The organism is Coralliovum pocilloporae, assembly GCF_030845175.1.
Classification (GTDB): domain Bacteria; phylum Pseudomonadota; class Alphaproteobacteria; order Rhizobiales; family Cohaesibacteraceae; genus Coralliovum; species Coralliovum pocilloporae.
Genome location: NZ_CP132542.1, coordinates 1,458,492 through 1,484,658 on the forward strand (window position 1 = coordinate 1,458,492; position 26,167 = coordinate 1,484,658).

At 54.4% G+C, this 26,167-nt stretch carries 26 protein-coding genes and 1 tRNA gene; 18 read left to right on the plus strand and 9 right to left on the minus strand.

Annotated features, from left to right (window positions below):
• Positions 1-145: 145 nt before the first annotated feature.
• Positions 146-220 (minus strand) — tRNA-Gly (locus RA157_RS06780).
• The gene (locus tag RA157_RS06785; protein WP_350335711.1) at positions 200-442 is read right to left on the minus strand and encodes a hypothetical protein; all 243 of its coding nucleotides are present in this window, start codon (positions 440-442) and stop codon (positions 200-202) included. The genes RA157_RS06780 and RA157_RS06785 overlap by 21 nt, the downstream gene beginning before the upstream one ends.
• Here RA157_RS06785 and RA157_RS06790 point away from each other — a divergent pair.
• From RA157_RS06790 to RA157_RS06805, 4 genes are all read left to right on the plus strand, one after another.
• Complete coding sequence (locus RA157_RS06790; RefSeq protein ID WP_350335712.1) at positions 432-935, plus strand: prolyl-tRNA synthetase associated domain-containing protein; 504 nt, start codon at positions 432-434, stop codon at positions 933-935. The two genes, RA157_RS06785 and RA157_RS06790, sit on opposite strands and share 11 nt — an antisense overlap.
• A gap of 147 nt (positions 936-1,082) precedes the next feature.
• Positions 1,083-2,012, plus strand: coding sequence for a thioredoxin (gene trxA / locus RA157_RS06795; RefSeq protein ID WP_434058493.1), 930 nt, complete (start codon positions 1,083-1,085; stop codon positions 2,010-2,012).
• Positions 2,013-2,041: 29 nt separating this feature from the next.
• Positions 2,042-2,734: an LON peptidase substrate-binding domain-containing protein gene (locus tag RA157_RS06800; protein WP_350335714.1), complete on the plus strand. Its 693-nt coding sequence runs from the start codon at positions 2,042-2,044 to the stop codon at positions 2,732-2,734.
• Positions 2,735-2,858: 124 nt separating this feature from the next.
• Positions 2,859-3,053, plus strand: a complete 195-nt coding sequence (locus RA157_RS06805) for a Trm112 family protein (RefSeq protein ID WP_350335715.1) — start codon at positions 2,859-2,861, stop codon at positions 3,051-3,053.
• Positions 3,054-3,085: 32 nt separating this feature from the next.
• On the opposite strand, the gene RA157_RS06810 is transcribed toward RA157_RS06805, so the two are convergent.
• Positions 3,086-4,330 carry a ubiquinone biosynthesis hydroxylase gene (locus RA157_RS06810; RefSeq protein WP_350335716.1) on the minus strand — a complete coding sequence of 415 codons (1,245 nt, stop codon included), beginning with the start codon at positions 4,328-4,330 and terminating at the stop codon, positions 3,086-3,088.
• Between the two features lie 154 nt (positions 4,331-4,484).
• Here RA157_RS06810 and tesB point away from each other — a divergent pair, with 154 nt between their 5' ends.
• The 8 genes from tesB to xth all read left to right on the plus strand — a co-directional run bounded on the left by tesB (position 4,485) and on the right by xth (position 14,481).
• The gene (tesB, locus tag RA157_RS06815) at positions 4,485-5,363 is read left to right on the plus strand and encodes an acyl-CoA thioesterase II (protein WP_434058474.1); all 879 of its coding nucleotides are present in this window, start codon (positions 4,485-4,487) and stop codon (positions 5,361-5,363) included.
• 227 nt (positions 5,364-5,590) lie between these two features.
• Entirely contained in the window at positions 5,591-5,929 is a 339-nt protein-coding gene (locus RA157_RS06820; RefSeq protein ID WP_350335718.1) for a P-II family nitrogen regulator, read from the plus strand.
• 16 nt (positions 5,930-5,945) lie between these two features.
• On the plus strand, positions 5,946-7,289 hold the full coding sequence (locus RA157_RS06825; protein ID WP_434058475.1) for an ammonium transporter: 1,344 nt from the start codon (positions 5,946-5,948) through the stop codon (positions 7,287-7,289).
• A 197-nt stretch (positions 7,290-7,486) separates the two neighbouring features.
• The gene (locus tag RA157_RS06830) at positions 7,487-8,707 is read left to right on the plus strand and encodes an ammonium transporter (RefSeq protein WP_350335719.1); all 1,221 of its coding nucleotides are present in this window, start codon (positions 7,487-7,489) and stop codon (positions 8,705-8,707) included.
• A gap of 163 nt (positions 8,708-8,870) precedes the next feature.
• The gene (locus tag RA157_RS06835) at positions 8,871-10,130 is read left to right on the plus strand and encodes an aminotransferase class I/II-fold pyridoxal phosphate-dependent enzyme (RefSeq protein ID WP_350335720.1); all 1,260 of its coding nucleotides are present in this window, start codon (positions 8,871-8,873) and stop codon (positions 10,128-10,130) included.
• Complete coding sequence (locus tag RA157_RS06840) at positions 10,130-12,784, plus strand: FtsK/SpoIIIE family DNA translocase (protein WP_350335721.1); 2,655 nt, start codon at positions 10,130-10,132, stop codon at positions 12,782-12,784. Before RA157_RS06835 ends, RA157_RS06840 begins: the two co-directional genes overlap by 1 nt.
• Positions 12,785-12,907: 123 nt before the next feature.
• Positions 12,908-13,582: a LolA family protein gene (locus RA157_RS06845; RefSeq protein ID WP_350335722.1), complete on the plus strand. Its 675-nt coding sequence runs from the start codon at positions 12,908-12,910 to the stop codon at positions 13,580-13,582.
• Positions 13,583-13,674: 92 nt separating this feature from the next.
• Positions 13,675-14,481, plus strand: coding sequence for an exodeoxyribonuclease III (xth, locus tag RA157_RS06850; RefSeq protein WP_350335723.1), 807 nt, complete (start codon positions 13,675-13,677; stop codon positions 14,479-14,481).
• A gap of 12 nt (positions 14,482-14,493) precedes the next feature.
• Here the strand turns inward: xth and RA157_RS06855 are convergent, their stop codons facing one another.
• Positions 14,494-14,949 (minus strand): cyclic nucleotide-binding domain-containing protein, encoded by a 456-nt coding sequence (locus tag RA157_RS06855; protein WP_350335724.1) that lies wholly within the window; start codon positions 14,947-14,949, stop codon positions 14,494-14,496.
• A 24-nt stretch (positions 14,950-14,973) separates the two neighbouring features.
• Positions 14,974-15,657, minus strand: a complete 684-nt coding sequence (locus tag RA157_RS06860; RefSeq protein ID WP_350335725.1) for a response regulator transcription factor — start codon at positions 15,655-15,657, stop codon at positions 14,974-14,976.
• Between the two features lie 182 nt (positions 15,658-15,839).
• Between RA157_RS06860 and RA157_RS06865 the strand changes: the two genes are divergently transcribed.
• On the plus strand, positions 15,840-16,355 hold the full coding sequence (locus tag RA157_RS06865; RefSeq protein ID WP_350335726.1) for a L,D-transpeptidase family protein: 516 nt from the start codon (positions 15,840-15,842) through the stop codon (positions 16,353-16,355).
• A 51-nt stretch (positions 16,356-16,406) separates the two neighbouring features.
• On the opposite strand, the gene RA157_RS06870 is transcribed toward RA157_RS06865, so the two are convergent.
• Positions 16,407-17,081 (minus strand): YggS family pyridoxal phosphate-dependent enzyme, encoded by a 675-nt coding sequence (locus RA157_RS06870; protein ID WP_350335727.1) that lies wholly within the window; start codon positions 17,079-17,081, stop codon positions 16,407-16,409.
• Positions 17,082-17,226: 145 nt separating this feature from the next.
• Between RA157_RS06870 and leuS the strand changes: the two genes are divergently transcribed.
• The 5 genes from leuS to RA157_RS06895 all read left to right on the plus strand — a co-directional run bounded on the left by leuS (position 17,227) and on the right by RA157_RS06895 (position 23,560).
• A complete protein-coding gene (gene leuS / locus RA157_RS06875; RefSeq protein ID WP_350335728.1) occupies positions 17,227-19,833 on the plus strand; it encodes a leucine--tRNA ligase in 2,607 nt (868 codons plus the stop codon).
• Entirely contained in the window at positions 19,823-20,374 is a 552-nt protein-coding gene (gene lptE, locus RA157_RS06880) for an LPS assembly lipoprotein LptE (protein WP_350335729.1), read from the plus strand. Before leuS ends, lptE begins: the two co-directional genes overlap by 11 nt.
• Positions 20,375-20,404: 30 nt before the next feature.
• Entirely contained in the window at positions 20,405-21,439 is a 1,035-nt protein-coding gene (holA, locus tag RA157_RS06885; RefSeq protein WP_350335730.1) for a DNA polymerase III subunit delta, read from the plus strand.
• 115 nt (positions 21,440-21,554) lie between these two features.
• The gene (locus RA157_RS06890; RefSeq protein WP_350335731.1) at positions 21,555-22,748 is read left to right on the plus strand and encodes a CaiB/BaiF CoA transferase family protein; all 1,194 of its coding nucleotides are present in this window, start codon (positions 21,555-21,557) and stop codon (positions 22,746-22,748) included.
• Positions 22,745-23,560 (plus strand): citryl-CoA lyase, encoded by an 816-nt coding sequence (locus RA157_RS06895; RefSeq protein WP_350335732.1) that lies wholly within the window; start codon positions 22,745-22,747, stop codon positions 23,558-23,560. The genes RA157_RS06890 and RA157_RS06895 overlap by 4 nt, the downstream gene beginning before the upstream one ends.
• A gap of 56 nt (positions 23,561-23,616) precedes the next feature.
• Here RA157_RS06895 and RA157_RS06900 read toward each other — a convergent pair whose 3' ends face one another.
• The 3 genes from RA157_RS06900 to RA157_RS06910 all read right to left on the minus strand — a co-directional run bounded on the left by RA157_RS06900 (position 23,617) and on the right by RA157_RS06910 (position 26,155).
• Positions 23,617-24,270: a TrmH family RNA methyltransferase gene (locus RA157_RS06900; RefSeq protein ID WP_350335733.1), complete on the minus strand. Its 654-nt coding sequence runs from the start codon at positions 24,268-24,270 to the stop codon at positions 23,617-23,619.
• Between the two features lie 114 nt (positions 24,271-24,384).
• A complete protein-coding gene (locus RA157_RS06905) occupies positions 24,385-25,251 on the minus strand; it encodes a ParB/RepB/Spo0J family partition protein (RefSeq protein WP_350335734.1) in 867 nt (288 codons plus the stop codon).
• A gap of 76 nt (positions 25,252-25,327) precedes the next feature.
• Positions 25,328-26,155 (minus strand): ParA family protein, encoded by an 828-nt coding sequence (locus tag RA157_RS06910; protein ID WP_350335735.1) that lies wholly within the window; start codon positions 26,153-26,155, stop codon positions 25,328-25,330.
• Positions 26,156-26,167 lie beyond the last annotated feature (12 nt).

Genomic DNA, 26,167 nt, shown 5'->3' on the forward strand with positions numbered 1-26,167 from the left:
GAAATATGCACTGCACCTTTATGCGGTGTCGGACCTACGGAAACACAGAAATCCGCTCGACAGAACATGGTCTGAAGCGGCTTGGCATCTTTAATGTGAGGAGAGCTTTTCGAGCTTTAACGGAAAGCCAGATCTTTAGAAGATCTGGAGCGGGCGATGGGATTCGAACCCACGACCCCAACCTTGGCAAGGTTGTGCTCTACCCCTGAGCTACACCCGCAATCCGTTTCGCCAGTTCGTCGGCGACGGCGCTTATATGGCGGATGCAGATTGAGAATGCAACAGAAAAAAAACAAAATGACGACAATCTTCGGAAATTGGTAAAGCAGCGGTGGAAAAGCCTCTTGCGGTGATCGGATGCAGCTTCTAAAGCAACCGGAACAAAGGCCGCACTCAGGCCACTGACCCCTTTCGCATCCAAGGAGAACAGAATGGCTGCCACACGTGCTGACCTCATGGCGTTTCTGGACAAACTGGGCATCGAGACCAACACGGTCGATCATGAGCCGGTTTTCACCGTCGAAGAGTCCCGCGATCTGAAAAAAGCCATTCCGGGCGGGCATACCAAAAACCTGTTTGTAAAAGACAAGAAAGGCACCCTGTTCCTTGTTGTTGTGCTGGCGGATGCGATCGTCGACATGAAAGGCCTGCACAAGAAACTTGATTGCGGGCGTCTCAGTTTCGGCAAGCCTGATCTGCTTGAGGAGAAACTTGGCGTCACACCAGGATCAGTGACACCGTTTTCCATCATGAACGACAAAGACCAGTCGGTCACAATCGTTCTGGATGAGGCAATGCTGACCTATGAGATTCTCAACTATCACCCGCTGAAGAACGATGCGACAACCGCAATCAAGAAAGATGATCTGATCAGCTTCATCCGTGCGACCGATCATGAGCCGCTGATCCTGGCAATCAGCGAACCCGCCGAATAAACCCGGAAGGCTTTTGGTACAATTCACCGCACAGCTTCAATCCGTAGCCGGATATGCCTATATCCTGTATAAAGTCGCAACGCGAAACCGGATGCAGCTGACACTGCGAGACAGGACTGACACAGAATGAACGATGTAACCTATTCCATGGGCGGCCAGTATGGCGGCACCCAATTCGGCTCGGAGCAGCCATCTTCTGCACCGGCTGGCGACCTGATCAAGGATGCCACGACCCAGTCTTTCGTTCAGGACGTGATGGAAGAATCCAAGAATCAGCCTGTACTGGTGGACTTCTGGGCTCCATGGTGCGGCCCGTGCCGACAGCTGACCCCGGCAATTGAAGCAGCCGTTACAGCAGCGCGCGGCGCTGTCAAACTGGTCAAGATGAACATTGACGAGCATCCGGAGATTCCTGGCCAGATGGGCATCCAGTCCATTCCTGCCGTGGTTGCTTTCAAGGATGGTCGTCCAGCCGATGGTTTCATGGGTGCCCAGTCCGAAACTCAGGTTACCGCGTTCATTGAAAAACTGGTTGGCCCGATCGGGCCGAGCGACAGCGAACAGGCGCTTGAGGCAGCACGCATGGCGCTTGGTGAGAAGAACCTTCAAGTCGCAGCCCAGCTTTGCGCCCAGGTTCTGCAGACCGAAGCCGATAATGTCACAGCGCTGGCCATTCTGGCACAATGCTATGTGGAAGCCGGGGATCTGGATCAGGCAGAAGCCACACTCGACCAGGTAGCAGATGAGAAGGCCAGCGATGCGGATGTGGTTTCTGCACGCGCCGCCCTGACCCTTGCCCGGCAAGCCGCCGACCTCGGTGATACAGCCGAACTTCATGCCGCACTTGAGGCTGATCCATCCAATCATCAGGCCCGGTTCGATCTCGCTCTGGCGCTGAATGCCCGCGAAGACCGCGAAGGCGCCATTGCAGAACTGATCACAATCATCAAGGCAGATCGGGAATGGAATGAGGATGGGGCTCGCAAGCAACTCCTGCAGTTTTTTGAAGCCTGGGGCATGACCGACAAGGCAACAATTCTCGGACGTCGTAAACTATCTGCAGTGCTCTTTTCGTAAAGAAAAGAAACGCAAGAGAGGCAGAGACCATGCAGATCGGAAATGCGACCTATGATTCAGCAGAGGATTTACCGGATGTAATCCCGGTCTTCCCGCTGGAATCTGCACTGCTCCTGCCCAGAGGACACCTGCCTCTCAACATCTTTGAGCCGCGTTATGTGAACATGCTGGATCATGCATTGTCCACAGAACGTCTCATAGGCATGGTGCAGCCGGCTCTTTCAGGCAGCTCTCAGGCAAAGGCTGCCCGTGCAGATGAGCCCGATCTCTGCCAGATCGGCTGTGTGGGCCGCATCACCGCCTATCAGGAAGCCGGTGACGGAACCTATCAGATCGACCTCACCGGCATTGCCCGCTTTGAAATCCTGCGGGAAATGCCGAGCCTTTCCGCATTCCGCCTCTGCCAGATCAGCACCGGGCGTTTTGGCACGGACTTTGAGACGGACACCGATGATGAGGGTGCCGTGGATCGCTCGGAGCTCCTCAGAACGTTCAGGTCCTATCTGGATGCCAATAATCTGGAAACTGACTGGAATGGTGTGGAACAGGCAAGAACCGAAACGCTGGTCAATGCGCTCTCGATCATGGCTCCTTACGGATCTGCAGAAAAACAGGCCTTGCTTGAGGCGGAAACCCTGAAGATGCGGGCGGATACCCTGATCGCGATGACGGAAGTTGTGCTGAGCCGGATGGACAGCGACCAGCCATCAACCCTGCAATAAAGCACCAGACCTTTAACTTGAATTGGTAGCGGTGCTTTAAGATTTATTTTTGCGCGAGCTTTTATCTGGAAAGTCTATCAACTTTTCAGAAGCACGCTGTAGGCAAGGCAAAGGAAATCAATTCATGTCTGACAGTGCACACGGATCACTTGATCCAAAGCTTCTTGAAATTCTGGCCTGCCCGTTGACCAAGACAACGCTGGAATATGACCGCGACAAGCAGGAACTGATCAGCCGTGCAGCAAAGCTGGCCTATCCGATCCGGGATGGCATCCCCATCATGCTGCCGGATGAAGCACGCACACTCGAAGACGACTGATCACCAGTTCTCAACAGAATAACAGGCTGGAGCTAGAGCGGTTGCCCTCGCAGGAGGCGCGGCTGTTCTCCGCCAAAACCTGCAGCTTCCGATATAAAGAAGTTCTTCAGGCGCGGCATCCGGTCCACAAGGCCAAGGCCAAAGTCACGCGCCGCGCGAACAAGCGAATTATCGTTGGAGAACAGCCTGTTCAGTACATCACAGGTCGCACCCATCTGCCAGGTATCAAACCGACGCCATTGCTGGTAGCGCTCAAGAACAGTCAAAGAGCCGATATCCTGACCAAGGCGATAGGCATCCACGATCGTTTCTGACAGAGCTGCAATATCCCGGAAGCCGAGATTAAGCCCCTGCCCCGCAATCGGGTGGATACCGTGGGCCGAATCACCGGCCAGCGCAAAGCGGGAGCGGACCGTATCTCGCGCCAGCATCATGCCAAGCGGAAAGGCGGTACGACCACCAATCACCTCAATCTCGCCGAGGTGATGGCCAAACCGCCGCTTCAGTTCCATCTCGAAGGTAAAGTCATCCCCCTTGACCAGTCTGTTTGCCAGATCGGTCTTCTCCGACCAGACAAGCGAGGACCGATTGCCGGTCAATGGCAGAATGGCAAACGGACCGGACGGAAGGAAATGCTCTTCAGCCCTCCCCTCATGGGGGCGTTCATGATGAACGGTCGTAACGATACCTGACTGGCCGTAACTCCAGTGAATCGTCTTTATTCCGGCCTGATTGCGCAATGTGGAATTGCGTCCATCCGCCGCAACCAGAAGCTTCGATTTGATCGAGGATTTGGATGTCTTGACCAGGATATGGTCGGAATGTGATTCGAATGTCTCAGCCGGTTCCGGTGCCAGAATGGTGACACCGTGCAGCCGCGCCGATTTCGCCAGAGCAGCAACAAGCACCCCGTTCGGCACCATATGCGCAAACGGCTCCGCATCGGCGCCCAGCGTATCAAAGCTCAGGAAAATCGGTCGAACAGGATCATCAGTATGACTGTCTGTGACGATCATATCGCGGATAGGCTGGGCATCTTTTGAAATTTCCCGCCAGACACCAATCTGGTCCAGAAGCCGCACGGCAGAGGCAGCAACCGCAGAAGCCCGCAGATCATCAGCTGCGACTTCAGGAGGGCGCACATCAAGAAGGATCACATCAAGCTTGGGCGCTGCCTGTTTCAGGGACAGGGCAAAGGCAAGCCCCACATAGCCGCCTCCGGCGACCACTACATCCGTGCTCAGTCTGGTTCTGCTTTCCGTCTCTGCGCGATTCATCGCCGCTTGCTCCTGCCCCATTCGCAGTGTCATACGCGTCTTGACTTCCCTTGGAGCACCTGTTCCAAACTAATGAAAGCCAGCGTCATATTCGCCCGTTTTGGGGCGGTTTGACGTCTTTCTAACATGATTGGTCTCCGGCGCAATCGTCAACTTGAGCGAAGAAACAATGTCCGTCGCGATTGATAATCTGATTTCGATCCTCGATTTGGAGCCACTTGAACATAATCTGTTTCGTGGTCGAAGCCCCCAAGTGGGGTGGCAACGTGTATTTGGTGGCCAGGTCATCGGCCAGGCCCTGGTCGCAGCCTCCCGTACTGTGGAGGACGGCAAGTCGGCCCACTCGCTGCATGGCTACTTCATGCGCCCGGGCGATCCGGAAGTCCCCATCATCTATGAAGTCGACCGCATCCGGGATGGACGCAGCTTTGCCACCCGCCGTGTGGTCGCCATTCAGCATGGTCAGGCCATTTTTTCCATGTCCGCGTCCTATCAGGTAACAGAAGACGGCCTGCAGCATGACAAGACGATGCCGGACGTGCCGCCACCGGAAGCCCTGCCCAGCGATCAGGACCTGAAGGAAAAATATCTGCATATGGCTCCGGAGCATGTCCGGAGCTATTTCGAGCGTGAACGGCCGATTGAATTCCGACCCGTCGATCTCCGGCATTATGTGAGCCGTGAAAAACTGCCACCAAAGCAATATGTCTGGCTCAGAACCACTGCCAAATTGCCCGACGAACCACGGCTGCACAAATGCGCTCTCGCCTATGCATCCGACATGACACTGCTCGATACATCCCTCTTTGCCCACGGCCGCAGTGTTTTTGATCGGGACATGCAAGTGGCAAGTCTGGATCATGCCATGTGGTTCCATCGCAATTTCCGGGCAGATGAATGGCTTCTGTACGCTCAGGACAGTCCCACATCTGCAGGCGCACGCGGCTTCACCCGGGGCGAAATCTACACCAAGGATGGCACGCTTGTGGCGTCAGCAGCACAGGAAGGCCTGATCAGGATCAGGACACGCTGATAAAAGCATAAATATTAGGCATCATAAATTTAATGCCTAATATTTAATCATGCACTGCAGCATTTCTAAACCTCCTCTCCGATATGGAGGAAGGATTTTTATTATTTAGAATCAATATTTTAATTCCAAAAAATCGATTCTGGCACGGCTCTTGAAAGACAAGACCTGACGAACATGTCGCATCCCTGAACATGTTCTGACACCCGAAGCAAGCACGGGAAGGTCTGATGAAACTTGTGACAGCCATTATCAAACCCTTCAAACTCGAGGATGTGCGCCAGGCTCTGGCCGACATCGGCGTTGAGGGACTCACTGTAACGGAAATCAAGGGCTTCGGTCGCCAGAAGGGGCACACCGAAATCTATCGCGGCACGGAATACGCCATCGCATTCCTGCCAAAACTGAAGCTTGAGATCGCGGTTACCGCTGACCGCGTCGATACCATCATCGATACCATCATGGGCGCTGCCCAGACAGGGCGGATCGGTGACGGCAAGCTCTTTGTTCTCGATATCGAAAAAGCCGTCCGCATTCGCACAGGCGAACGCGACGCCGATGCGCTTTAATTCCGGAGTACTCCACATGAAAAGCCTCTCAAGAAATGCGTTGCCAAAAACGGCCGCACTAACCCTTCTCGGCGGCGTCGCCATGACAACGGCTGCAGCAGCTCAGGAAACTGCAGCCCCCGTCTCTGTGGACGTCGCCAATATCTTCAACACCATGCTGTTCCTGGTTGGCGGCTTTCTGGTGATGTGGATGGCCGCCGGTTTCGCCATGCTGGAAGCCGGTCTGGTTCGCTCCAAGAACGTATCCATGCAGTGTCTCAAGAACATTGCACTTTACTCGCTCTCAGGCCTGATGTTCTGGCTGATCGGATACAATCTGATGTATTCCGGTGTTGATGGCGGCTTCTTCGGCACACCAAGCCCTGTCAGCTTCCCGGACCCTGGCACGGCAACTGCCGATCCGGATGCAAATTATGCGGCAGCCTCTGACTGGTTTTTCCAGATGGTATTCTGCGCAGCCACTGCATCCATCGTTTCCGGCACAATGGCTGAACGGATTAAGCTTCTGCCATTCCTGATCTTCACTGTCATTCTGACCGGTATCCTCTATCCGATCACCGGATCATGGGAATGGGGTGCAGGCTGGCTCGACGCCAAAGGCTTCTCAGACTTCGCCGGTTCAACCCTGGTACATTCTGTCGGCGGCTGGGCCGCTCTTTCCGGCGCAATTATTCTCGGGGCTCGTAAAGGCAAATACGGCCCTGACGGTCGCGTCACACCGATGCCCGGCTCGTCCATGCCGCTCGCAACCCTCGGCACCTTCATCCTGTGGCTCGGCTGGTTCGGCTTCAACGGCGGCTCTCAGCTGGCCATGGGCACGGTTTCAGATGCAGCCGATGTGGCCCGGATCTTCGTCAACACCAACCTGGCTGCTGCTGCTGGCGTTGTTACCGTGATGGTGCTGACAGCAATCACATACAAAAAGACCGACCTGACCATGGCGCTGAATGGTGCGCTGGCCGGACTGGTCGCGATCACCGCAGAACCACTGGCTCCCAGCATCTGGCTGGCTGTTGTGATCGGTGCCGTGGGCGGTGCGATTGTTGTGGTCGTGGTTCCTCTGCTCGACAAGCTCCGCATTGATGACGTGGTCGGTGCCATTCCGGTTCACCTGGTCGCCGGCATCTGGGGTACTCTGGTTGTTCCTCTGTCAAATGGTGATGCCAGCTTCGGAGTTCAGTTGCTCGGTATTGTCTCTATCGGTGCCTTCACCTTCATCGCCAGCGGCATCATCTGGCTGATCCTGAAGAACACGATCGGCATCCGGGTTGGAGAAGAAGAAGAGGCACTCGGCCTCGACCGTGCGGAAGTCGGTGTGGAAGCCTATCCGGAATTCGGACAGGGCAGCCAGCGCTTCTGATCGCAGAAGACCAAAAAACAGGCAAAATCAAAATCCGCGCCGCTTATTTTATAGGCAGCGCGGATTTTCTATAGTCCCGCCAGTTCAACAGAACTTCCACATAACCTATTGAAAAGACGATTTCTTTAGCATCTGCCATTTTTTTTGGCACGAAACTTGTTCTCCAGCAGCAACCAAACAAAGTCTGGAGACCCTCCATGGAAGACGCCCTTATTGGTGCTGATGTATTTTTTGTCCTTCTTGGCGCCATCCTCGTATTTGCCATGCATTCCGGCTTCGCCTTTCTCGAGGTCGGCACAGTCCGTCACAAGAACCAGGTGAATGCGCTGGTCAAGATCCTTGTGGATTTTGCCATTTCCACCGTCGCCTACTTCTTCGTTGGCTATCTGATAGCCTATGGCACGACCTTCTTTGTCAACGCCGCAACACTGAGCGGTGGCGAGGGCTTTGAGCTGAAAGGCCTGTCTCTGGTCAAATTCTTCTTCCTGACCACATTCGCAGCAGCCATACCGGCCATTATCTCCGGCGGCATTGCCGAACGGATGAAATTCCTGCCGCAATGTCTGGCGACTGTTGCACTGGTTGGCATCGCCTATCCCTTCTATGAAGGGCTGATCTGGAATGGCAATTTCGGTCTGCAAGGCTGGATCGAGGCGACTTTTGGTGCCCCTTTCCATGACTTCGCCGGATCGATCGTCGTCCACGGTGTCGGCGGCTGGATTGCTCTGGGGGCTGTTCTGCATCTCGGCCCAAGACTTGGACGTTACACCAAGGATGGTCGCCCCATCGGAATTCCACCATCATCCATCCCCTGGCTTGCCCTGGGCTCATGGCTGCTCTGTGTAGGCTGGTTCGGTTTCAACGTGATGACTGCCCAGTCTCTTTCCTCTGTCTCAGGACTGGTCGCAATCAACTCCCTGATGGCCATGGTTGGCGGCATTATTGCCAGCCTGATCATCGGTCGCAACGATCCGGGCTTCATTCACAATGGCGCTCTTGCAGGCCTCGTCGCCGTCTGTGCAGGATCAGATGTCATGCATCCAATAGGCTCTTTCATTGTTGGCGGTGCTGCAGGCGGCATTTTCGTTGTGTTCTTCAATCTCTGCCAGAACAAGTACAAGATCGACGACGTTCTCGGCGTCTGGCCTCTTCACGGCCTTTGCGGCCTGTGGGGTGGCATCGCTGCCGGTATCTTTGGTCTTGAAGCTTTTGGCGGTCTCGGAGGCGTCTCACTAGGCGCTCAGATTGTCGGCTCGCTCAGCGGGATCATCTATGCCTTTCTCGTAGGCTATGCTGTTTATGGTGTTCTGAAATCAACACTCGGCATCCGTCTGTCTCCCGACGACGAACGGATGGGGGCTGACCTCGCCATCCACAAGATCAGTGCCAATCCCGAGACTGATCTGCCAGGCAGATAAATTCGTACAAACAACGCTAGTACCCCAATGACCTGGCCCGGGAAACCGGGCCTTTTTTATGCGTGAATACACGGTCACAGATGTTTAAGGGTTAATGGGGAATTAACCATCTTCTCCTACGATTCGGCGACGGAAAAAGCTTCAGAACAGGGTACGGAACAGGATGACTGCGTCTGGAAATCGATCTTTCGGCAGCAAGGGAACCGCTTTTCAGCGCCTGCATCAATTGCTTGCTGACACGACACCCGGGCGTGACGCCATCAATATGTCTATTGGCGAGCCGCAACATTCCGTGCCTGATTTCATCGCCGGAATACTGAGTGACAAGGCAAATCTGTTCAACAAATATCCGCCAATCAGCGGATTACCGGAATACAGGGAAACTGTCGCGTCCTGGCTTAACAAACGATATGGCACGGGCGATCTGATCACCGCAGACAAAGGTGTCCTGCCGCTGAGCGGAACCCGGGAAGGGTTGTTTTTCGGCGCGTTGGAAGCCCGTCGCAGATTGTCCAAAGACAACCCGGTTATTCTGCTGCCGAACCCGCTCTATGCGGCCTATGCAGCTGGCATCGTCGCAGCCGGATGCGAACCGGCGCTCATAGATGCTCCGGCAAGTCAGAACTTTTTCCCCGATTTCGACACACTTGATAAAGCCGTTCTTGATCGGACCGTAGCGATCTATTTCGCTTCTCCGTCCAATCCGCAGGGTGCTGTCTTTGATCTGGTGCAGTGGGCTGATCTGATTGAACGTGCCCGCACACATAACTTCTATATCTTTGCAGATGAGTGCTACTCGGAGATTTATCGGAATACCCCGCCTCCTGGCGCTCTTGAAGCGGCCAGAGAGACAGGTTCGGCGGACAAGGTGCTGGTCTTCCACTCCCTCTCCAAGCGCTCCAACCTAGCCGGATTGCGCAGCGGGTTTGTGGCTGGAGATCCTGACTTTCTGGCAAACTGGGTGCAGTTCCGCAACATGGCGGCCCCTCAGGTACCGATCCCCGCGCAATATGCAGCAATCGCAGCACTTGAAGATGAAGCCCATGTGATTGAAAATCGTCGGCTCTATAACCAGAAATATGCCATCGCAGATAGATTGCTTGCTGGACGCTACGCCTATCAGAGGCCCGAAGGCGGTTTCTTTCTCTGGCTGGATGTTTCAGCTTTTGGAGATGGTGAAGCGATTACGAAGGCACTCTGGCACGAAGAGGGCGTCAAGGTCGTACCCGGCGCTTTCCTGTCGGAAGACATGCCGGACGGCAGCAATCCCGGAACGCCCTATATTCGACTGGCTCTGGTCAACACACCTGAAGAGACCGAGACGGCTCTGGCCCGCCTCAATGCACTGACAGACAGGCTAGCTGGCAGGCTGGCAGACAGGCCGGGCGGATCGGCCCAACCCGTATCAGGAGGTAACAGCTAATGCGATCCAGCAAACAAATCGCTGAACCCTCTTTTGAATCCGCAGATCCGTTGCGACGCGCACTCGTCAGGAATGCGGCGGGCGCTGCCGGTCTTCTGATCATCGGGCTGGCTGCTGCGCTGGCGGCCAGCCTTGCGACCTGGTCGATTTCCGATGAAAGCCTGTCAAATGCGACGTCTGCCCCGATCAGCAATGCCCTGGGCTATCCGGGCGCTGTCATCGCAGATCTGATGATGCAACTGTTCGGCCTTGCCTCCCTGACTGTGGTCTTCGCAGCTGTTCTGACCGGTTGGCGGATGCTGTCCGGTTTTGTGCCTGACCACACCTTGAGACGAACCGGCGTTCTGATTCTGTCTATCCTGCTGGCCAGTGCTGCTGTCGCCTGCTTGCCGCTTACCCAGAACTGGCCGCTGCCCACCCGCCTTGGCGGACTGGCTGGCGATATGCTGATTTATCTTCCGGCCATGCTGATCGGTGGTCTGGGCTCCTACAAGGCCTATGCCCTGGCTGTGGCATTTGCTGCACCATCCATCTGGCTGTTCAAACGCGCTATCGGCACAGAGCCATTGCCCGAACGGCACCGGCAATCCCCGGATCCCGAGGGCAATCAGGATCGCGAGGATCCACCGTTTGATGACGATGATTTCCCGGAGGACGAGGATCCGGAAGAGGACGACGAGCGCTCAGGTTCCCTGCGTGGTGCCCTCACCCATTGGCGGCTGAGCCTGGGTGCCCGGATCAAGCGCGGCTTCAGAACTCCAGCAAAACCGTCCCGACCCTCTCTGGTCGGCCGACTACTGCGGTCCGATGACGGGCTGGATCAGTTCATGGAACCGACCACACGTCGCGAGCGTGACGGTCATGATCATCATCAGGGCTTTGACGACGATCTTCGGGAAGATTTTTCTGACCGGTCATTTGATCATACGGACCCGCATCTCGAACCCTTTGATGAGGAGGAGGATGACGAGCCCGTTTCTCACCATACGGGGCGAAGCGCCGGGAGAAGGCAGGCTGCGGTTAGCAATCATGGAGCGGCTCCCGCTTCTTCAGAGCGTGTGACACCACCTGCACCAAAACCAAAGCCTGGCAAGAGAATGTCTGATGAAGCTCAGGCCTCCTTCTTTGCAAGCGGCGATGATTATGAACTGCCCCCGTTGCGGCTGCTGGCCGAACCCAAAAGCCTCGGACCCAATGCAGGCTTTTCGAAGGATGCTCTTGAGCAGAACGCCCGACTTCTTGAAGGCGTGCTTGAGGATTTCGGCGTTCGCGGCGAGATCATCAATGTTCGGCCCGGTCCGGTCGTAACACTCTATGAGCTCGAGCCAGCTCCGGGCACGAAGTCGTCCCGCGTTATCGGTCTGGCAGATGATATCGCCCGCTCCATGAGCGCGATTTCCGCTCGTGTTGCCGTGGTTCAGGGTCGCAATGCAATCGGCATCGAGCTGCCAAATACCCGGCGGGAAACCGTTTTCCTGAGAGAACTTCTGGCAGCCCAGGATTTCGAGAAGACCAAGGCTAAGCTCGCCCTCTGTCTGGGCAAGACCATCGGCGGTGAACCTGTCATCAGCGATCTGGCCCGCATGCCGCACCTGCTGATTGCCGGTACCACCGGCTCTGGTAAGTCGGTTGCTGTCAACACCATGATTCTCTCCATTCTCTATCGACTGACGCATGAGGAATGCAAGATGATCATGATCGATCCGAAGATGCTGGAACTGTCGGTCTATGACGGCATTCCACACCTTCTGACACCGGTCGTCACCGATCCGAAAAAAGCCGTCGTTGCGCTGAAGTGGACCGTCCGCGAGATGGAAGACCGCTACAAGAAGATGTCGAAGGTCGGCGTCCGCAACATTGACGGCTTCAATCAGCGTGTGCGTGAAGCAGCCCGGAAGGGTGAAACCATCACACGCACCGTACAGACCGGTTTTGACCGCGAGACCGGTGAAGCCATTTACGAGCAGGAAGACCTGTCGCTTGATCCGATGCCGTTCATTGTCGTTATCGTCGATGAGATGGCTGATCTAATGATGGTCGCAGGCAAGGACATCGAAGGCGCAATCCAGCGCCTGGCCCAGATGGCCCGTGCCGCCGGTATTCATCTCATCATGGCAACCCAGCGCCCGTCTGTGGACGTCATCACCGGTACGATCAAGGCGAACTTCCCGACCCGGATTTCCTTCCAGGTCACATCGAAGATCGACAGCCGTACCATCCTTGGAGAGCAGGGAGCCGAACAGCTTCTCGGCCAGGGCGACATGCTCTACATGGCTGGCGGCGGCCGCATTCAGCGTGTGCATGGCCCGTTTGTTTCTGACGATGAAGTCGAGCAGATTGTTGCGCATCTCAAACTTCAGGGCATTCCGCAATATCTCGAATCAATCACGGAAGAAGATGAGGCCGCTGAAGGCGAAGGCTATGATGGCATGGCGGGCGGATCTGATGAGTCAAACGATCTGTACGACCGCGCCGTTGCAATCGTTATCCGCGACAAGAAGGCATCAACCAGCTATATCCAGCGTCGCCTGTCCATCGGGTATAACCGGGCAGCCTCCATTATCGAACGTATGGAAGACGAAGGCGTTGTTGGTTCTGCCAATCATGCAGGGAAACGCGAGATTCTTGTCGGCGGTGAAGATGAACAGTTCTAGCGGTCGTTGTTTGGTCAAAATCTGACCCTAGAGCGTATCGCATAAAAGTGGGAACCGGTTTGGTGATAGCAGCTCGCTTTCACTCATAAACAGAGAACGGCACCACAGACCCGGACGGGTGAAATGGAATTTAAAATGAAACAGATTGCGCCAACACCTTTCACAAGACGCCACCTTCTCAAAGGACTGGGCTGCCTCGGGGTCGCATCACTCATAGCGCCGAATGCTGCTGCAGCGTCCTTCACAGCGGAAGACCGCGATCTGCTTCAGAAGATTTCCGGATATTTTAACAGCATCCGCACGATGAATGGCGATTTCCTGCAGGTTGGCCCTTCCGGGAACCAGACCGAGGGCAAGTTCTTCATGGAACGCCCGGGCAAGATCCGCTTCCATTATCTGAAGCCGTCCACCATTGATATCATTGCAGATGGTGATTCTCTGGTCATCAAGGACCGGAAACTACAGACCCTTGATCTCTATCCATTGTCCCAGACGCCGTTGAAATTCCTGCTTGCCGATCAGGTGGATCTGTCCCGGGACAAGAAGGTTCTGCAGGTTCTGAAAGATACTGATATTATCCAGATCATGATGCACGAGGAGAGCCTGTTCGGCGAAGGTCGGATTACTCTCTTGTTCGATACGGCAGAGTTTGCCCTGCGTCAGTGGACGATTACCGATGCCCAGGGTCTGAACACATCTGTCGCCCTCTACAATGTGGAGACAGGCCGACCACAAAATCCGAAACTGTTCGAGATTGATTATCTGGCTAACGCCAGACAGCATCGCAAAGACCGCTAAACACACAACACTCTGTACAGATTTACCCACACGGGCTTGCGCCGGTTCTCTGATTGGTTAGGATCGCAGATCCCAGCCTTGAGAGGATCTTCATGCCCATTAGACTTGTGACCTGGAACATCAATTCCGTGCGCCTGCGGGCGGGACTGGTTGAGCAACTGGTTGCCGATCAGAACCCCGACATCATCTGTCTGCAGGAAACCAAATGCGCGGATGACAAGTTCCCGCATTCCACCTTCCGCAAGATGGGTTATGAGCATATCGCCATTCACGGACAGAAGGGCTATCACGGCGTCGCCACGCTCTCGCGCATTCCTTTTTCAGAACCTGAACAGAAACGGGATTTCTGCGGCAAGGGCGATGCCCGGCACGTGGCCACCACACACAGTGTTAATGGCACCACCTTCACCCTTCACAACTTTTATGTGCCTGCCGGCGGCGATGAGCCGGATCCGGCAATCAATGACAAGTTCGCCCACAAGCTTGATTTTCTTGATGAGATGAAATCCTGGCTTACCGGCAGCGAAACCGATCAGCCATCCGTTCTGGTGGGCGATCTGAACATTGCGCCATTCGAACATGATGTCTGGTCACACAAACAGCTTCTGAAGGTCGTCTCGCATACGCCTGTCGAAGTGGAAAGCCTGGAAGCCGTCCGTCAGGCCGGAAACTGGGTCGACCTGGCACGTAAATTCATCCCCGAGACAGAGAAGCTCTATTCGTGGTGGAGCTACCGGTCAAAGGACTGGAGCAAAGCAGACAAGGGCCGTCGCCTTGACCATATCTGGGTCACGCCGCATCTGGAGCAGTCTGTCAGTCACTTTGAAGTCCTGCGCAATGCCAGAGGCTGGGAGCGGCCATCCGACCACGCCCCGATCATCGTCTCTCTGGATCTCTGAAGCAGAGCCGTCTCAATAGTCCAGCTTGGCACCAATCGCATCAAGGGCGGCATTCGTATCAGAAAGCCGCTCAATAAGCTGAATCTGTATTCGGGCTGCAATATCGGGATATTCCGTCAGAATGCGGCGGAACAGTGGCCTCTGGATGCGAATCACTTCGGTCGGCATTGTGGCAACGGCTGTCGCCGGGCGCTCAATGTCTGTGATAAGACCAAGTTCGCCGATCAGATCACCAATACCGGCATGGCCGACAACCATGGTTTTCTCACCGCGTCGGCGCTGCAGATCAACACTTCCTGAAACAATCACCAGCCCGAACTCGGACGGATCACCCTCCCAGAACAGGATATCCCCTGCACTATAGGTATGATTCTCAGCGCTGAATGCCAGGAGCCTGAGCTGCTCGGCATTGAATTCCGAAAAAAGCGGAAGTCGGCCCAGAAGGCCGACATCTGTCTCTAGGCTCATGTGTTACAAACCGTTTCGCGTCCCCTATGGGACCAATTTGTAACCGCCAGCCTCGGTAACAAGCAACTCCGCATTTGACGGATCACGCTCTATTTTCTGTCTCAGGCGATAAATATGGGTCTCAAGCGTGTGTGTTGTAACGCCTGCGTTGTATCCCCATACCTCATGAAGCAGAATATCGCGTGTCACGACTTTCTCACCAGCCCGATAGAGGAACTTGAGAATAGACGTTTCCTTTTCCGTCAGACGGATCTTGGAACTGTCCTCGTCAATCAGCAGCTTCGAGGCCGGTTTGAAGGTATAATGACCAATAGCAAATGTTGCATCCTCGCTCTGCTCATGCTGCCGGAGCTGAGCACGAATCCGCGCCAGGAGAACCGCAAAGCGGAACGGCTTGGTCACATAATCATTAGCACCTGATTCAAGGCCAAGGATTGTATCTGAATCCGTATCATGACCGGTCAGAAGAATAATCGGCGACTTGAAACCGCCCTTGCGCAGGATCTTGATCGCCTCACGACCATCCATATCAGGCAGGCCCACATCCATGATCAGAAGATCGACATGGTCGTCACGGGCTGTCTTTACACCTGATGTGGCCGTTTCCTCTTCGATGGTTTCAAAATCATCATAAAGAGACAATTGTTCAACAAGTGCTTCGCGGAGATCATTATCATCATCGACAATCAGAATTTTACGAGCTGTCATGTCTGTTCCCCCAATAGTGTCTTTCGGAGCATCTTTGAGCCACCGGAAAATCATGGACCTAAGGCTGCACGAGCCGTTATTGTATCTAAAACTAGTTATGTGTCAGTGAACGTTAGACAAATCACAGCCGATCAACTCGATGTCATCAGCTGCCTGAACCCTGCACCGATAAATGAGGCCATATGAAGATCCGCGTTCTTCCAAAACCCGGAAATCCGCAGCAGGGTTTCCTCACAGCCGGATCTCTCGTCTACCCCTGTGCCCTGGGTCGCTCTGGTCTTGTCACACAGAAACACGAGGGAGATGGCGGAACGCCAAGAGGAACATTCAGGCTTCTGTCAGGCTTCTACCGGCATGATCGGGAGAAAAAACCAAGGACCATCCTTCGAGTCAGTCCTTTGCATCAACGCAATGGCTGGTGCGATGAGCCGGATCATCCCAGCTACAATCGCCCGGTCACTCTGCCCTTTTCAGCCTCACATGAAAAAATGTGGCGCGATGATCATCTCTATGATCTCGGTGTCATTCTCGATTGCAACATCTCAGAACGTATCAAGGGGCGCGGAAGCGCTATTTTCTTCCATCTGGCCCATTCCAACTATCGTCCAACCGAAGGCTGTGTGGCCATAGCCCGGAATCATATGCGCCAAATCCTGTCAATGATCGGGCCTGATGGCGCAGACATGACCATTGGCTAAAGCGGGCGTCTGAAGGCACTTTTTATGAGGCTGCGGCCTGAAAGCCGGTATTCAGACCGGATAGTCACGGGCTCCAAAGATGGCAGAGCCAACCCGCACATGGGTAGCGCCAAATGAAACCGCTGTCTCAAAATCACCGCTCATGCCCATGGAAAGACCCTTGAGATCCAGAGCCTCAGCCATCTTGCGCAACAGGGCAAAATGCGGCCCCGGATGATCGCCAGCAGGGGGAATACACATCAACCCGGCCACATCAAGACCATGTTCCGTCCGGCATCGCTCCACAAAAGCGGCAGCATCGGCCGGAAGCACACCCGCCTTCTGAGGTTCTGCCCCGGTATTCACCTGCACAAAGACAGCCAGAGAGCGCTGCTGTTTCGCCATTTCATCAGACAGGGCTTTGGCCAGCTTATCCCGATCAACGGAGTGAATCACATCAAACAGGGCAACGGCATCCCGCACCTTATTGGTCTGAAGCGGCCCGATCAGATGCAGCTCGACGCCCTCATACTGCTCTTTCAGTCCGGGCCATTTCCCGGCGGCTTCCTGAACACGGTTCTCGCCGAACACTTTCTGCCCGGCATCGAGAACCGGAGAGATAGCATCGGCATCGAACGTCTTGGAGACCGCAATCAGGGTAACATCATCCCCTTGCTTGCCATGATCGGATGCCGCCTTGTCTATCCGGGATTGCACACTGGCAAGGCGATCAGCAGCATCTGACATGAACATTCTCTCCGCATTTTCATCAGAAAAGCGCGATAACACGGCAATCAGGCCCTTGCAAGCCGCCAGACTATTGACCCGGAGGCCGTTTTTTGGTGAAGGTCACGCACAAAGTATCACACTGATTTCCGGAATAGAAAAGACCATGGCGACGGAGCGATATAACGCACGCGAAGCGGAAGCACGCTGGCAAGGAGTTTGGGACGAGAAGGAAATCTTCCGGACCAGGAATGACAATCCGAAGCCGAAATATTATGTGCTGGAAATGTTCCCTTATCCGTCCGGGCGGATTCATATGGGACATGTCCGCAACTATACCATGGGCGATGTGGTTGCGCGCTACAAGCGGGCCAGAGGCTTCAATGTTCTCCATCCCATGGGCTGGGACGCATTCGGCATGCCAGCGGAAAACGCAGCCATGCAGAACAAGGTCCATCCCAAGGACTGGACCTATGAGAATATCGCCACCATGCGGGCACAGCTCAAGTCCATGGGCCTGTCTCTCGACTGGCATCGCGAATTCGCCACCTGTGATGTGGACTACTACACCCAGCAACAGCATCTGTTTCTGGATTTCCTGAAGGCCGGCCTTGTCTACCGCAAACAGTCGAAAGTGAACTGGGACCCGGTCGACCAGACCGTTCTCGCCAATGAGCAGGTCATCGACGGACGTGGCTGGCGCTCCGGTGCTCTGGTGGAGCAGCGGGAGCTGACCCAGTGGTTCTTCAGAATTTCCGATTTCTCCGAGGACCTTCTGTCAGCCATTGATGATCTGGACCGCTGGCCGGACAAGGTCCGCACCATGCAGCGCAACTGGATTGGCCGTTCGGAAGGCCTCAAGGTTCTGTTTGAGTTCGATGGGGAAGCACCTGCCGGTCATGACACGCTGGAAATTTTCACAACAAGACCAGACACCCTGTTTGGTGCCAGCTTCATGGCTCTGTCACCGGACCATCCTCTCACCGCCACACTGATGGACGGCAATCCGGAACTCAGCGCCTTTGTTGAAGAATGTCGCCGGATGGGCACCAGTGTTGCCACGCTCGAGACAGCCGAGAAACGCGGCTTTGATACCGGCCTTCGCGTCAGGCATCCGGTTCTTGAGGGTGAGACACTGCCGGTCTACGTCGCCAACTTTATCCTGATGGATTACGGCACAGGCGCCATTTTCGGCTGCCCGGCCCACGATCAGCGCGACCTGGACTTTGCAAACACCTATGGCCTGCCGGTTCGCCCGGTGGTTCTGCCACCTGAAGCTGATGCGGATACTTTCGCCATTGAAACGGAGCCGTTTACCGGCGAAGGAACCCTGTTCAACTCGGACTTCCTCAATGGCCTCAGCATTGCGGATGCCAAGGACGCCATGGCCCGCCATCTGGAAGAGCGCACGCTGAACGGCACGCCACAGGCCAAGCGGGAAATCAACTACCGTCTGCGCGACTGGGGCATTTCCCGTCAACGCTATTGGGGCTGCCCTATTCCGGTTGTCCATTGCGAGGATTGCGGTGTTGTTCCGGAGAAGGCAGAAAACCTTCCCGTCCGTTTGCCGGATGATGTGACATTTGACGTTCCCGGCAATCCTCTTGACCGCCATCCAACCTGGAACCAGTGTTCCTGTCCGTCCTGTGGCAAACCGGCCCGGCGCGAGACAGACACGATGGATACATTTGTTGATTCATCCTGGTATTTCGCCCGCTTCACGGCGCCATGGCACGACAGACCAACCGAGCCTGATACGGCGGATGCCTGGCTGCCTGTTGACCAGTATATCGGCGGTATTGAGCATGCCATCCTGCATCTGCTCTATTCCCGCTTCTTTACCCGCGCCATGAAAGAAACCGGGCACCTGTCCCTGAAAGAGCCGTTCAAGGGCCTCTTCACCCAAGGTATGGTGGTTCATGAGACCTACAAGGATGCCGACGGACAATGGGTCAACCCGGCAGATCTCCGCTTTGAAGGCGATGGAGCTGACCGCAAGGCTTTCCTTCTGGAAGGCGATGCCGAGGTCACCATCGGCTCCATCGAGAAGATGTCGAAGTCGAAGAAAAACACAATCGATCCGACCGACATTATGAATTCTTACGGTGCCGACACAGCCCGCTGGTTCATGCTGTCGGATTCTCCCCCCGATCGCGATGTGATCTGGACTGAATCCGGCGTTGAAGGAGCGCATCGTTTTGTCCAGCGCGTCTGGCGCCTTGTTGCAGAGCTGAAGGCCAGCGCAGCAACGGATAAACCCGCTTCCATGGATGGCGAGGCTCTCGCGGTCCAGAAAGCCGTTCACAAGACCCTGGCTTCTGTCGAGAAGGATATCGAGGGTCTTCGCTTCAACCGCGCTGTCGCCGCGCTCTATGAGCTGACAAACACGCTGTCTTCCGCACTTGCCAAAAACAAGGGTGATTCAGCTGTTACCTGGGCTCTGCAGGATGGCTTTTTGATCTTTGTCCGTCTGTTCGCCCCGATGATGCCACATCTGGCAGAAGAATGCTGGCAGGCTCTGGGACAAGACGGCCTTGTCTCCGAGGCGGAATGGCCGGAACTTGATGAAAGCCTTCTGGTGGAAGATGAAATCACCCTGCCGGTTCAGGTCAATGGCAAGAAACGAGCAGATCTCACTGTCGCCGCTAATGCCACACAGGATGATATTGAAACGGCAGCGCTTGCGCTTGAGCCGGTTCAGCGTATTCTGGACGGAAAGGCCCCGCGCAAGATCATCGTCGTGCCGAAAAGGATTGTGAACATTGTCGCATAACCCGGTTTCAAGACTTATCCGCACATCAGGCTTTGCGCTTCTGGCCAGCCTTTCCATCGGGCTTGCCGGCTGTCAGGTGCAGCCTCTTTATTCTTCAAGCGGCACAAGCTTTTCATCTGTTGAAGCTGGCACAACTTCTGCCGAGCTGGCTTCAATTGATGTGGAAAAAGCCGAAGACAGGGTCGAGCTTGAGACCAGAAATGCTCTGATCTTCTCGCTTACAGGCGGCGACGCTCCGCTTGATAGGCGCTATACGCTTCAATATCGCGTTCAGACAACGATCGCCAATGTTGGATTTGATCCCAACCTCAGCCGCCAGACCGCAGAACAGGTTACAGCCTATGCAAGCTTCAGGCTCTATGATGTGACAACAGGCGAGCGTCTGTTCCAGGGCAAGTCCACCGCTCTTGCGTCTTATGACCGGTCCAACCAGCGTTTCGCCAATGTCAGAGCCAGACGGGATGCGGAAAATCGGGCTGCAAAGGAGATCGCAGACGATATCAGGATCAAGCTGGCCACCTATTTCGCAGGTCGGGGCTAAGTGATATCACGCCATGAATAGGAAACAGTCATGGCAGAGCTGAAAGCGACCGAGGTCAAACGCTTTCTTGAGCATCCCCCGGCCTCAGCAAACCTTATACTGGTTTTTGGACCGGACACAGGCCTCGTATCAGAACGGGCCGGACTACTTGCAAAGACAGTTCTTGGCAAGACGGATGATCCGTTTGCGCTGGTACGCCTGGATGGATCAGACATTGCTTCGGACCCGAATCGACTGGCCGATGAAGCCTTCACCATTTCGATGTTTGGCGGCAAGCGGGTCATTCATATCAAATCACTAAGCGGCAAGAACATTGCCAAGGCCGTCGAACCACTGGTGACAACCCCGCCTGATGATGCAGTTGTTATCATTGAGGGCGGTGACATGAAGAAAACCGCACCGCTCAGAAAGCTTATCGGCTCGGCAAAAAACGGGGCCGCAATTCCCTGTTTCGCCGACAGCGCCCGGGACCTGGATGACCTGATTAACACCATCATGTCGGAGGCGAATCTTTCCATCTCCAACGACGCACGGGATCTGCTGAAGGCTTCGCTTGGGTCTGATCGCCTCGCGTCTCGAGGTGAGATAGAAAAGCTGACACTTTTCGCCCATGGTCAGACGACAATCACGGAGGACGACGTTCGTGCCATTGTGGGCGATGCCTCTGCCTTCCAGATTGACGAGATCATCGATGCAACAGCCGTTGGAAATGCCAAGGAGGCCGAACGCAAGTTCCGCCAGTATGTGGGGTCCGGCCTTTCTGCGCATGTGATCATTACCGCAATGATCCGCCATTTCCAGATGCTGCATCAGATCCTGCGGGCCCAGGAAAAAGGTGTTTCTGCTCAGGCCGCTGTTGATGGTATGCGGCCACCCATCTTCTTCAAGAGAAAACCTCTCATCGTCCGCCAGAGCGAACGCTGGTCACGCCAGACACTTGAAAGAGCGATGGCCAGAATAGATGAAACAGCCCTCCAGACCCGCCTCAATGCCCCTCTCGGAACGGCCCTGATCGCCGACCTCATCCTGACTCTGTCAATCATCGCCCGACGAGGCAGGATGTAAGTGCTGCATAGCTTTTGTGTCTCTATATCAGCATTGACCAACCTGAATCTTGCTTGCGTAACAGAAGTCTCTACCATCCCTGTCTGCTGCTCCGTCAGTTTTGGAGAGGAAGACAATGACCAAACCACTCACTGGTATACGAGTTCTTGATCTGACCAACGTTTTGGCCGGTCCATTCTGTTGCCATCAACTCGTTCATATGGGAGCTGAGGTAATCAAGGTAGAAGCCACAGGCCGCGGAGATTTGGCTCGCCAGCTTGGTGCAGATCCCGAGTTAAACAAGAGGGGTATGGGCGTATCATTTCTTGCACAGAATGCTGGCAAGAAATCAGTTACTGTTAATCTCAAGCATTCACATGGCAAGGCTCTCTTTGAAAGGCTGGTGACCACGGCCAACGTAGTGGTCGAAAATTTCCGCCCCGGCGTTATGAAGCGACTGGGTGTTGACTATGAGCGGCTTAGGCTCGTTCGACCTGACCTGATCTATTGTGCGATCTCCGGGTTTGGTCAAACCGGACCCTGGGTTCACCGTCCAGCCTACGATCAGATTATTCAGGGCGCATCAGGCGTAATGTCGATTACTGGAGACACAGAAAGCGCACCTTTACGGGTTGGATATCCCGTCGCTGATACGGTTGGTGGAATGACGGCGGCGTTCGCCATTGCAGCAGCACTCAATCAGCGTCCACGCGGAGCCTTTCTTGATGTCTCAATGCTGGAAAGTATTCTGGCAACAATGGGATGGGTCGTGTCCAACCACCTGATCGCCGGTGTTGAGCCCACGACCAACGGCAACGAAAACCCAACCTCCGCGCCATCCGGAACATTTGAAACCGCAAAAGGCCTGATCAATATCGCCGCAAACAAGGATGAACAATGGGTTCTGCTGACTAATCATCTGGGACTATCACACTTGCAGGCGGATCCCAATTATCTCACGCGAGAAGATCGCAAGCGTAATCGCATCACACTCAAAGCCTGTCTGGAAGAGACACTCAAAACTAGGCCGGCTGATGACTGGGCGCAGGAGCTGAATCATATTGGTGTACCAGCCGGTGTTGTGCTGACGGTGCCTGAAGTCCTGCGGTCAAAACAGATAGAAGAGAGTAATTTTCTTCATAAGTTTCAAGATGTTCCAGGTGTAGGGCGCGATATAAAAGTCGCTACCACTGGCATAAAACTGAATGGAAACTCTCCCGTTGTCGATACACCGCCCCCTCTGCTGGGACGAGATAATACAGTAGTCTGGACCGAGCTTGGCCTTACGGAAGACGAAATCGCACAAATGCAAAAGGAGGGCGCAATATGAGCGCTCCACAGAATGATGTATCTGACTGGTGGACCACATCTATTATCGATATGGCCCCCGGACAAATTCGTCTTCGCGGTCACCCCATACAAGATCTGATAGGCTCCATTACCTTTCCACAGATGATTTGGCTAATGACACGTGGAGACATGCCTTCAGACGGACAGGCGCAATTGCTCGAAAGTGCGCTCGTTGCCGCTGTCGACCATGGGCCGCAAGCTCCTTCCATCGCAGTAGCCCGTATGTCCGTCACTTGTGGTCTGGGCCTGAACGGTGCGATGGCCAACGCAGTCAACATGCTTGATGACGTGCATGGTGGAGCCGGAGAACAAGCCGTCGAACTCTATAACTCAATCGCCAATGCCAAAAATAACGGAACAACGCTTCAACAGGCTACTGCAGAGGTAATTGATATGTGGCAGGTCTCAAGAACACCTTTCATACCGGGCTTTGGTCACCGTTTTCACAAGCCTGAAGACCCCCGTGCACCCAGATTGCTTTCACTGGTGGATGAAGCCGCTGCACTGGGCATTGTAGATGGCAAATTTGCCGACATCGGTCGCGCGGTGCAGACGCTCATGAACGAACGTAAAGGCAGGCCGGTACCCATGAATATCGATGGTGCGACAGCTGTTATCTACGCAGAACTAGGTTTCACCGGCCCTCTGGCGAGAGGCCTCTTCTGCCTGTCACGCTCGGTCGGTGCATTATCCCATGCCTGGGAACAAATGCAGCAAGGGGGCAGAAACAAGGGCCCGACACCCCCTGCTTATAGATGGACCTATGATGGACCCAATCCCATAGAGGATTAGCGGGAATCAAAGAATACACATCTTCACAGAAGATAAGCTAATGCAGTAGACAGATCTTAGCTTTGCTCACGCGGCATCTCCGTCGGCAGGGGTTCAGACCGTTTTCCCCTCTTTCTGCTGCGTTTGTATTGGCTTTGATATTCACGTCTCTGCTTTGTAACTTCGTAGAGGACGATACCCGAACTTGTCCCAAGGTTCAGACTTTCAATCATGCCAAACATAGGTATTGATATACACATATCACACCGGGCAACGGCAAGTTCGCTGATACCCCGCGCCTCATTACCAAACCATACAGCAAGCTTCGTATATTGCTGATAATCGACCTCATGCAGAAAAGCACTGGCTTTGCCTTTGACGTGAGGCGATGTCACGACAGAGACAAATCCCTTTCTTTCGAGATGATCAAAGCAATCCTCGGTACTGTCAAACCGTTTAACAAACGTCCACTTAACCGCAGAAACAGACGTTTTCGACAGTGATTTACGTTCACGCATGTCCTGCCAATCGTCTGACAACGACTGTCGCGGATCGATGACATAGACCTTTTCAACACCAAGAGCATTCGCATTGCGAATGACTGACCCAATGTTTTTTACATCCGATGGATCTTCAATAACTGCGATCAGGTTCTTGCACCGAAATGGCTTGATCGCCTGAGCACGCTGACGAACCGCGTTTCTAGATCGCTTAGATTCTGAATTATCCATATAAATAGCGGCTCAAGAAGATTAAATATCGCAATGCAGCTTATAATGGAAATTTTGATGCGAACATACCGTTGCATCCAAAAGAGACCAATCTCTCCATGCAGCGGTTTTTATCTATCCCTGAAGCCGCTTTGACAGATCTTCAAGCTGGTCCAGGCTCTTGTACTTGATCTGGACAGAACCGGTCTCGTTATCCTTGTGGCTGATACTGACTTTCATGCCAAGGGCATCTGACAAAGCCTTCTCAAGGGCCTTGGTGTCGGCATCTTTCTCCTTCTTCGGAGCCTTCGGTTTGGCTTCCGGCAAACCTTCCTGTCCCAGACGTTCCGCCTCGCGCACAGACAGGCCATGCTCGACAATCTGCTCAGCAAGCGCTGCAGGCTCATCAGACGTAATCAGGGCCCTGGCATGCCCAGCGGTCAAAAGACCCTCTGACAGGTAGTCCTGAACGCTGTTAGGCAGCTTCAGAAGTCGCAGGGTATTCGCCACATGACTGCGGCTCTTGGCAATCACATCCGCCAGGTCCTGCTGAGTATACTGGAATTCCTCCATAAGCTGCTGATAACCAAGAGCTTCTTCCAGCGGATTAAGGTCTGCACGCTGGACATTCTCGATGATCGCGATTTCAAGAGCTTCCTTGTCGGATACATCGTGAATCAGAACAGGAACTTCATGAAGTCCGGCGCGCTGGGCCGCGCGCCAACGGCGTTCACCGGCAATCAGCTCGTAGGAATCCGTCTCATCCGCAACCGGACGCACAAGAATTGGCTGGACGATGCCCTTCTCCTTGATGGAGTTTGTCAGATCCGTCAGATCATCTTCAGCAAAGGTCTTGCGCGGGTTACGCGGGTTGGCGCGGACAAATTCGATTGGAATACGCCGCTGGGTCCGGGACCGCTCAATCGCTTCCGCCTCCGAATCGATATCGCCCATCAATGCAGCCAGGCCACGCCCCAACCGTTTCCGAGACTCATCCGCCATTTTGCCTCATCCCCAATCACTATTCATCGTCATTACGTATACGAATCTAATATACGTAAGTTATTGATTTTATTTACTAAGCAGCTCTAAGTGTCTTCTCACGCTGAATGACTTCAGACGCCAGCTTCAAATAAGCCTGGCTGCCTGTACACTTCAGATCATAGAGCAGAGCAGGTTTTCCATAAGACGGAGCCTCAGATACCCGCACATTGCGGGGAATAACCGTCTCATAGACCTTATCGCCCATATATTCTTTCACATCGGCAACAACCTGATTGGCCAGATTGTTCCGTCCATCATACATGGTCAGCACAATGCCATGGATGTCCAGTCCCGGGTTCAGGGACTTTTTCACCTGCTCCACGGTCTGGAGAAGCTGGCTCAGACCCTCAAGCGCAAAGAACTCACACTGCAGAGGAACCAGAATAGAGTTCGCAGCTGTAAGAGAATTGATCGTCAGCAGATTGAAACTCGGCGGGCAATCCACCAGCACATAGCTGAAATCCGGGATTGTTTCATCAGCTCCCACGCGCTCTGCATGGGCTGAAATGGCACTCCGCAAACGGTGGGCCCGGTCTGATTCAGAAGCAATTTCAAGCTCCAGGCCCAGAAGATCCATGGTTGATGGCGCAATATAGAGACGCGGAACCGCTGTTTCCCGGCAGGCTTCAGCCAGAGAGTTTTCACCGGCCAGCACCTCGTAGGTCGAGATCCCACGATCTTTGCGGCCAACACCCAACCCGGTTGAAGCATTGCCTTGTGGATCAAGGTCCACAATCAGCACCTTTTCGCCAATAGCGGCAAGCGCGGTACCAAGATTAATCGCTGTTGTCGTCTTGCCCACACCACCCTTCTGGTTGGCAACGGCAATAACGCGCGGCTGTTTCTGAGAGGGCGTTGTCATTTGGGCTCGGGC

Bases quoted from the DNA above. Each gene is read 5' to 3' on its own strand.
- RA157_RS06790 (WP_350335712.1), top strand. From the start codon at position 432: ATGGCTGCCACACGTGCTGACCTCATGGCGTTTCTGGACAAACTGGGC.
- trxA (WP_434058493.1), top strand. From the start codon at position 1,083: ATGGGCGGCCAGTATGGCGGCACCCAATTCGGCTCGGAGCAGCCATCT.
- RA157_RS06800 (WP_350335714.1), top strand. From the start codon at position 2,042: ATGCAGATCGGAAATGCGACCTATGATTCAGCAGAGGATTTACCGGAT.
- RA157_RS06805 (WP_350335715.1), top strand. From the start codon at position 2,859: ATGTCTGACAGTGCACACGGATCACTTGATCCAAAGCTTCTTGAAATT.
- RA157_RS06810 (WP_350335716.1), bottom strand. From the start codon at position 4,330: ATGAATCGCGCAGAGACGGAAAGCAGAACCAGACTGAGCACGGATGTA.
- RA157_RS06820 (WP_350335718.1), top strand. From the start codon at position 5,591: ATGAAACTTGTGACAGCCATTATCAAACCCTTCAAACTCGAGGATGTG.
- RA157_RS06825 (WP_434058475.1), top strand. From the start codon at position 5,946: ATGAAAAGCCTCTCAAGAAATGCGTTGCCAAAAACGGCCGCACTAACC.
- RA157_RS06830 (WP_350335719.1), top strand. From the start codon at position 7,487: ATGGAAGACGCCCTTATTGGTGCTGATGTATTTTTTGTCCTTCTTGGC.
- RA157_RS06835 (WP_350335720.1), top strand. From the start codon at position 8,871: ATGACTGCGTCTGGAAATCGATCTTTCGGCAGCAAGGGAACCGCTTTT.
- RA157_RS06840 (WP_350335721.1), top strand. From the start codon at position 10,130: ATGCGATCCAGCAAACAAATCGCTGAACCCTCTTTTGAATCCGCAGAT.
- RA157_RS06845 (WP_350335722.1), top strand. From the start codon at position 12,908: ATGGAATTTAAAATGAAACAGATTGCGCCAACACCTTTCACAAGACGC.
- xth (WP_350335723.1), top strand. From the start codon at position 13,675: ATGCCCATTAGACTTGTGACCTGGAACATCAATTCCGTGCGCCTGCGG.
- RA157_RS06855 (WP_350335724.1), bottom strand. From the start codon at position 14,949: ATGAGCCTAGAGACAGATGTCGGCCTTCTGGGCCGACTTCCGCTTTTT.
- RA157_RS06860 (WP_350335725.1), bottom strand. From the start codon at position 15,657: ATGACAGCTCGTAAAATTCTGATTGTCGATGATGATAATGATCTCCGC.
- RA157_RS06865 (WP_350335726.1), top strand. From the start codon at position 15,840: ATGAAGATCCGCGTTCTTCCAAAACCCGGAAATCCGCAGCAGGGTTTC.
- RA157_RS06870 (WP_350335727.1), bottom strand. From the start codon at position 17,081: ATGTCAGATGCTGCTGATCGCCTTGCCAGTGTGCAATCCCGGATAGAC.
- leuS (WP_350335728.1), top strand. From the start codon at position 17,227: ATGGCGACGGAGCGATATAACGCACGCGAAGCGGAAGCACGCTGGCAA.
- holA (WP_350335730.1), top strand. From the start codon at position 20,405: ATGGCAGAGCTGAAAGCGACCGAGGTCAAACGCTTTCTTGAGCATCCC.
- RA157_RS06890 (WP_350335731.1), top strand. From the start codon at position 21,555: ATGACCAAACCACTCACTGGTATACGAGTTCTTGATCTGACCAACGTT.
- RA157_RS06895 (WP_350335732.1), top strand. From the start codon at position 22,745: ATGAGCGCTCCACAGAATGATGTATCTGACTGGTGGACCACATCTATT.
- RA157_RS06900 (WP_350335733.1), bottom strand. From the start codon at position 24,270: ATGGATAATTCAGAATCTAAGCGATCTAGAAACGCGGTTCGTCAGCGT.
- RA157_RS06905 (WP_350335734.1), bottom strand. From the start codon at position 25,251: ATGGCGGATGAGTCTCGGAAACGGTTGGGGCGTGGCCTGGCTGCATTG.
- RA157_RS06910 (WP_350335735.1), bottom strand. From the start codon at position 26,155: ATGACAACGCCCTCTCAGAAACAGCCGCGCGTTATTGCCGTTGCCAAC.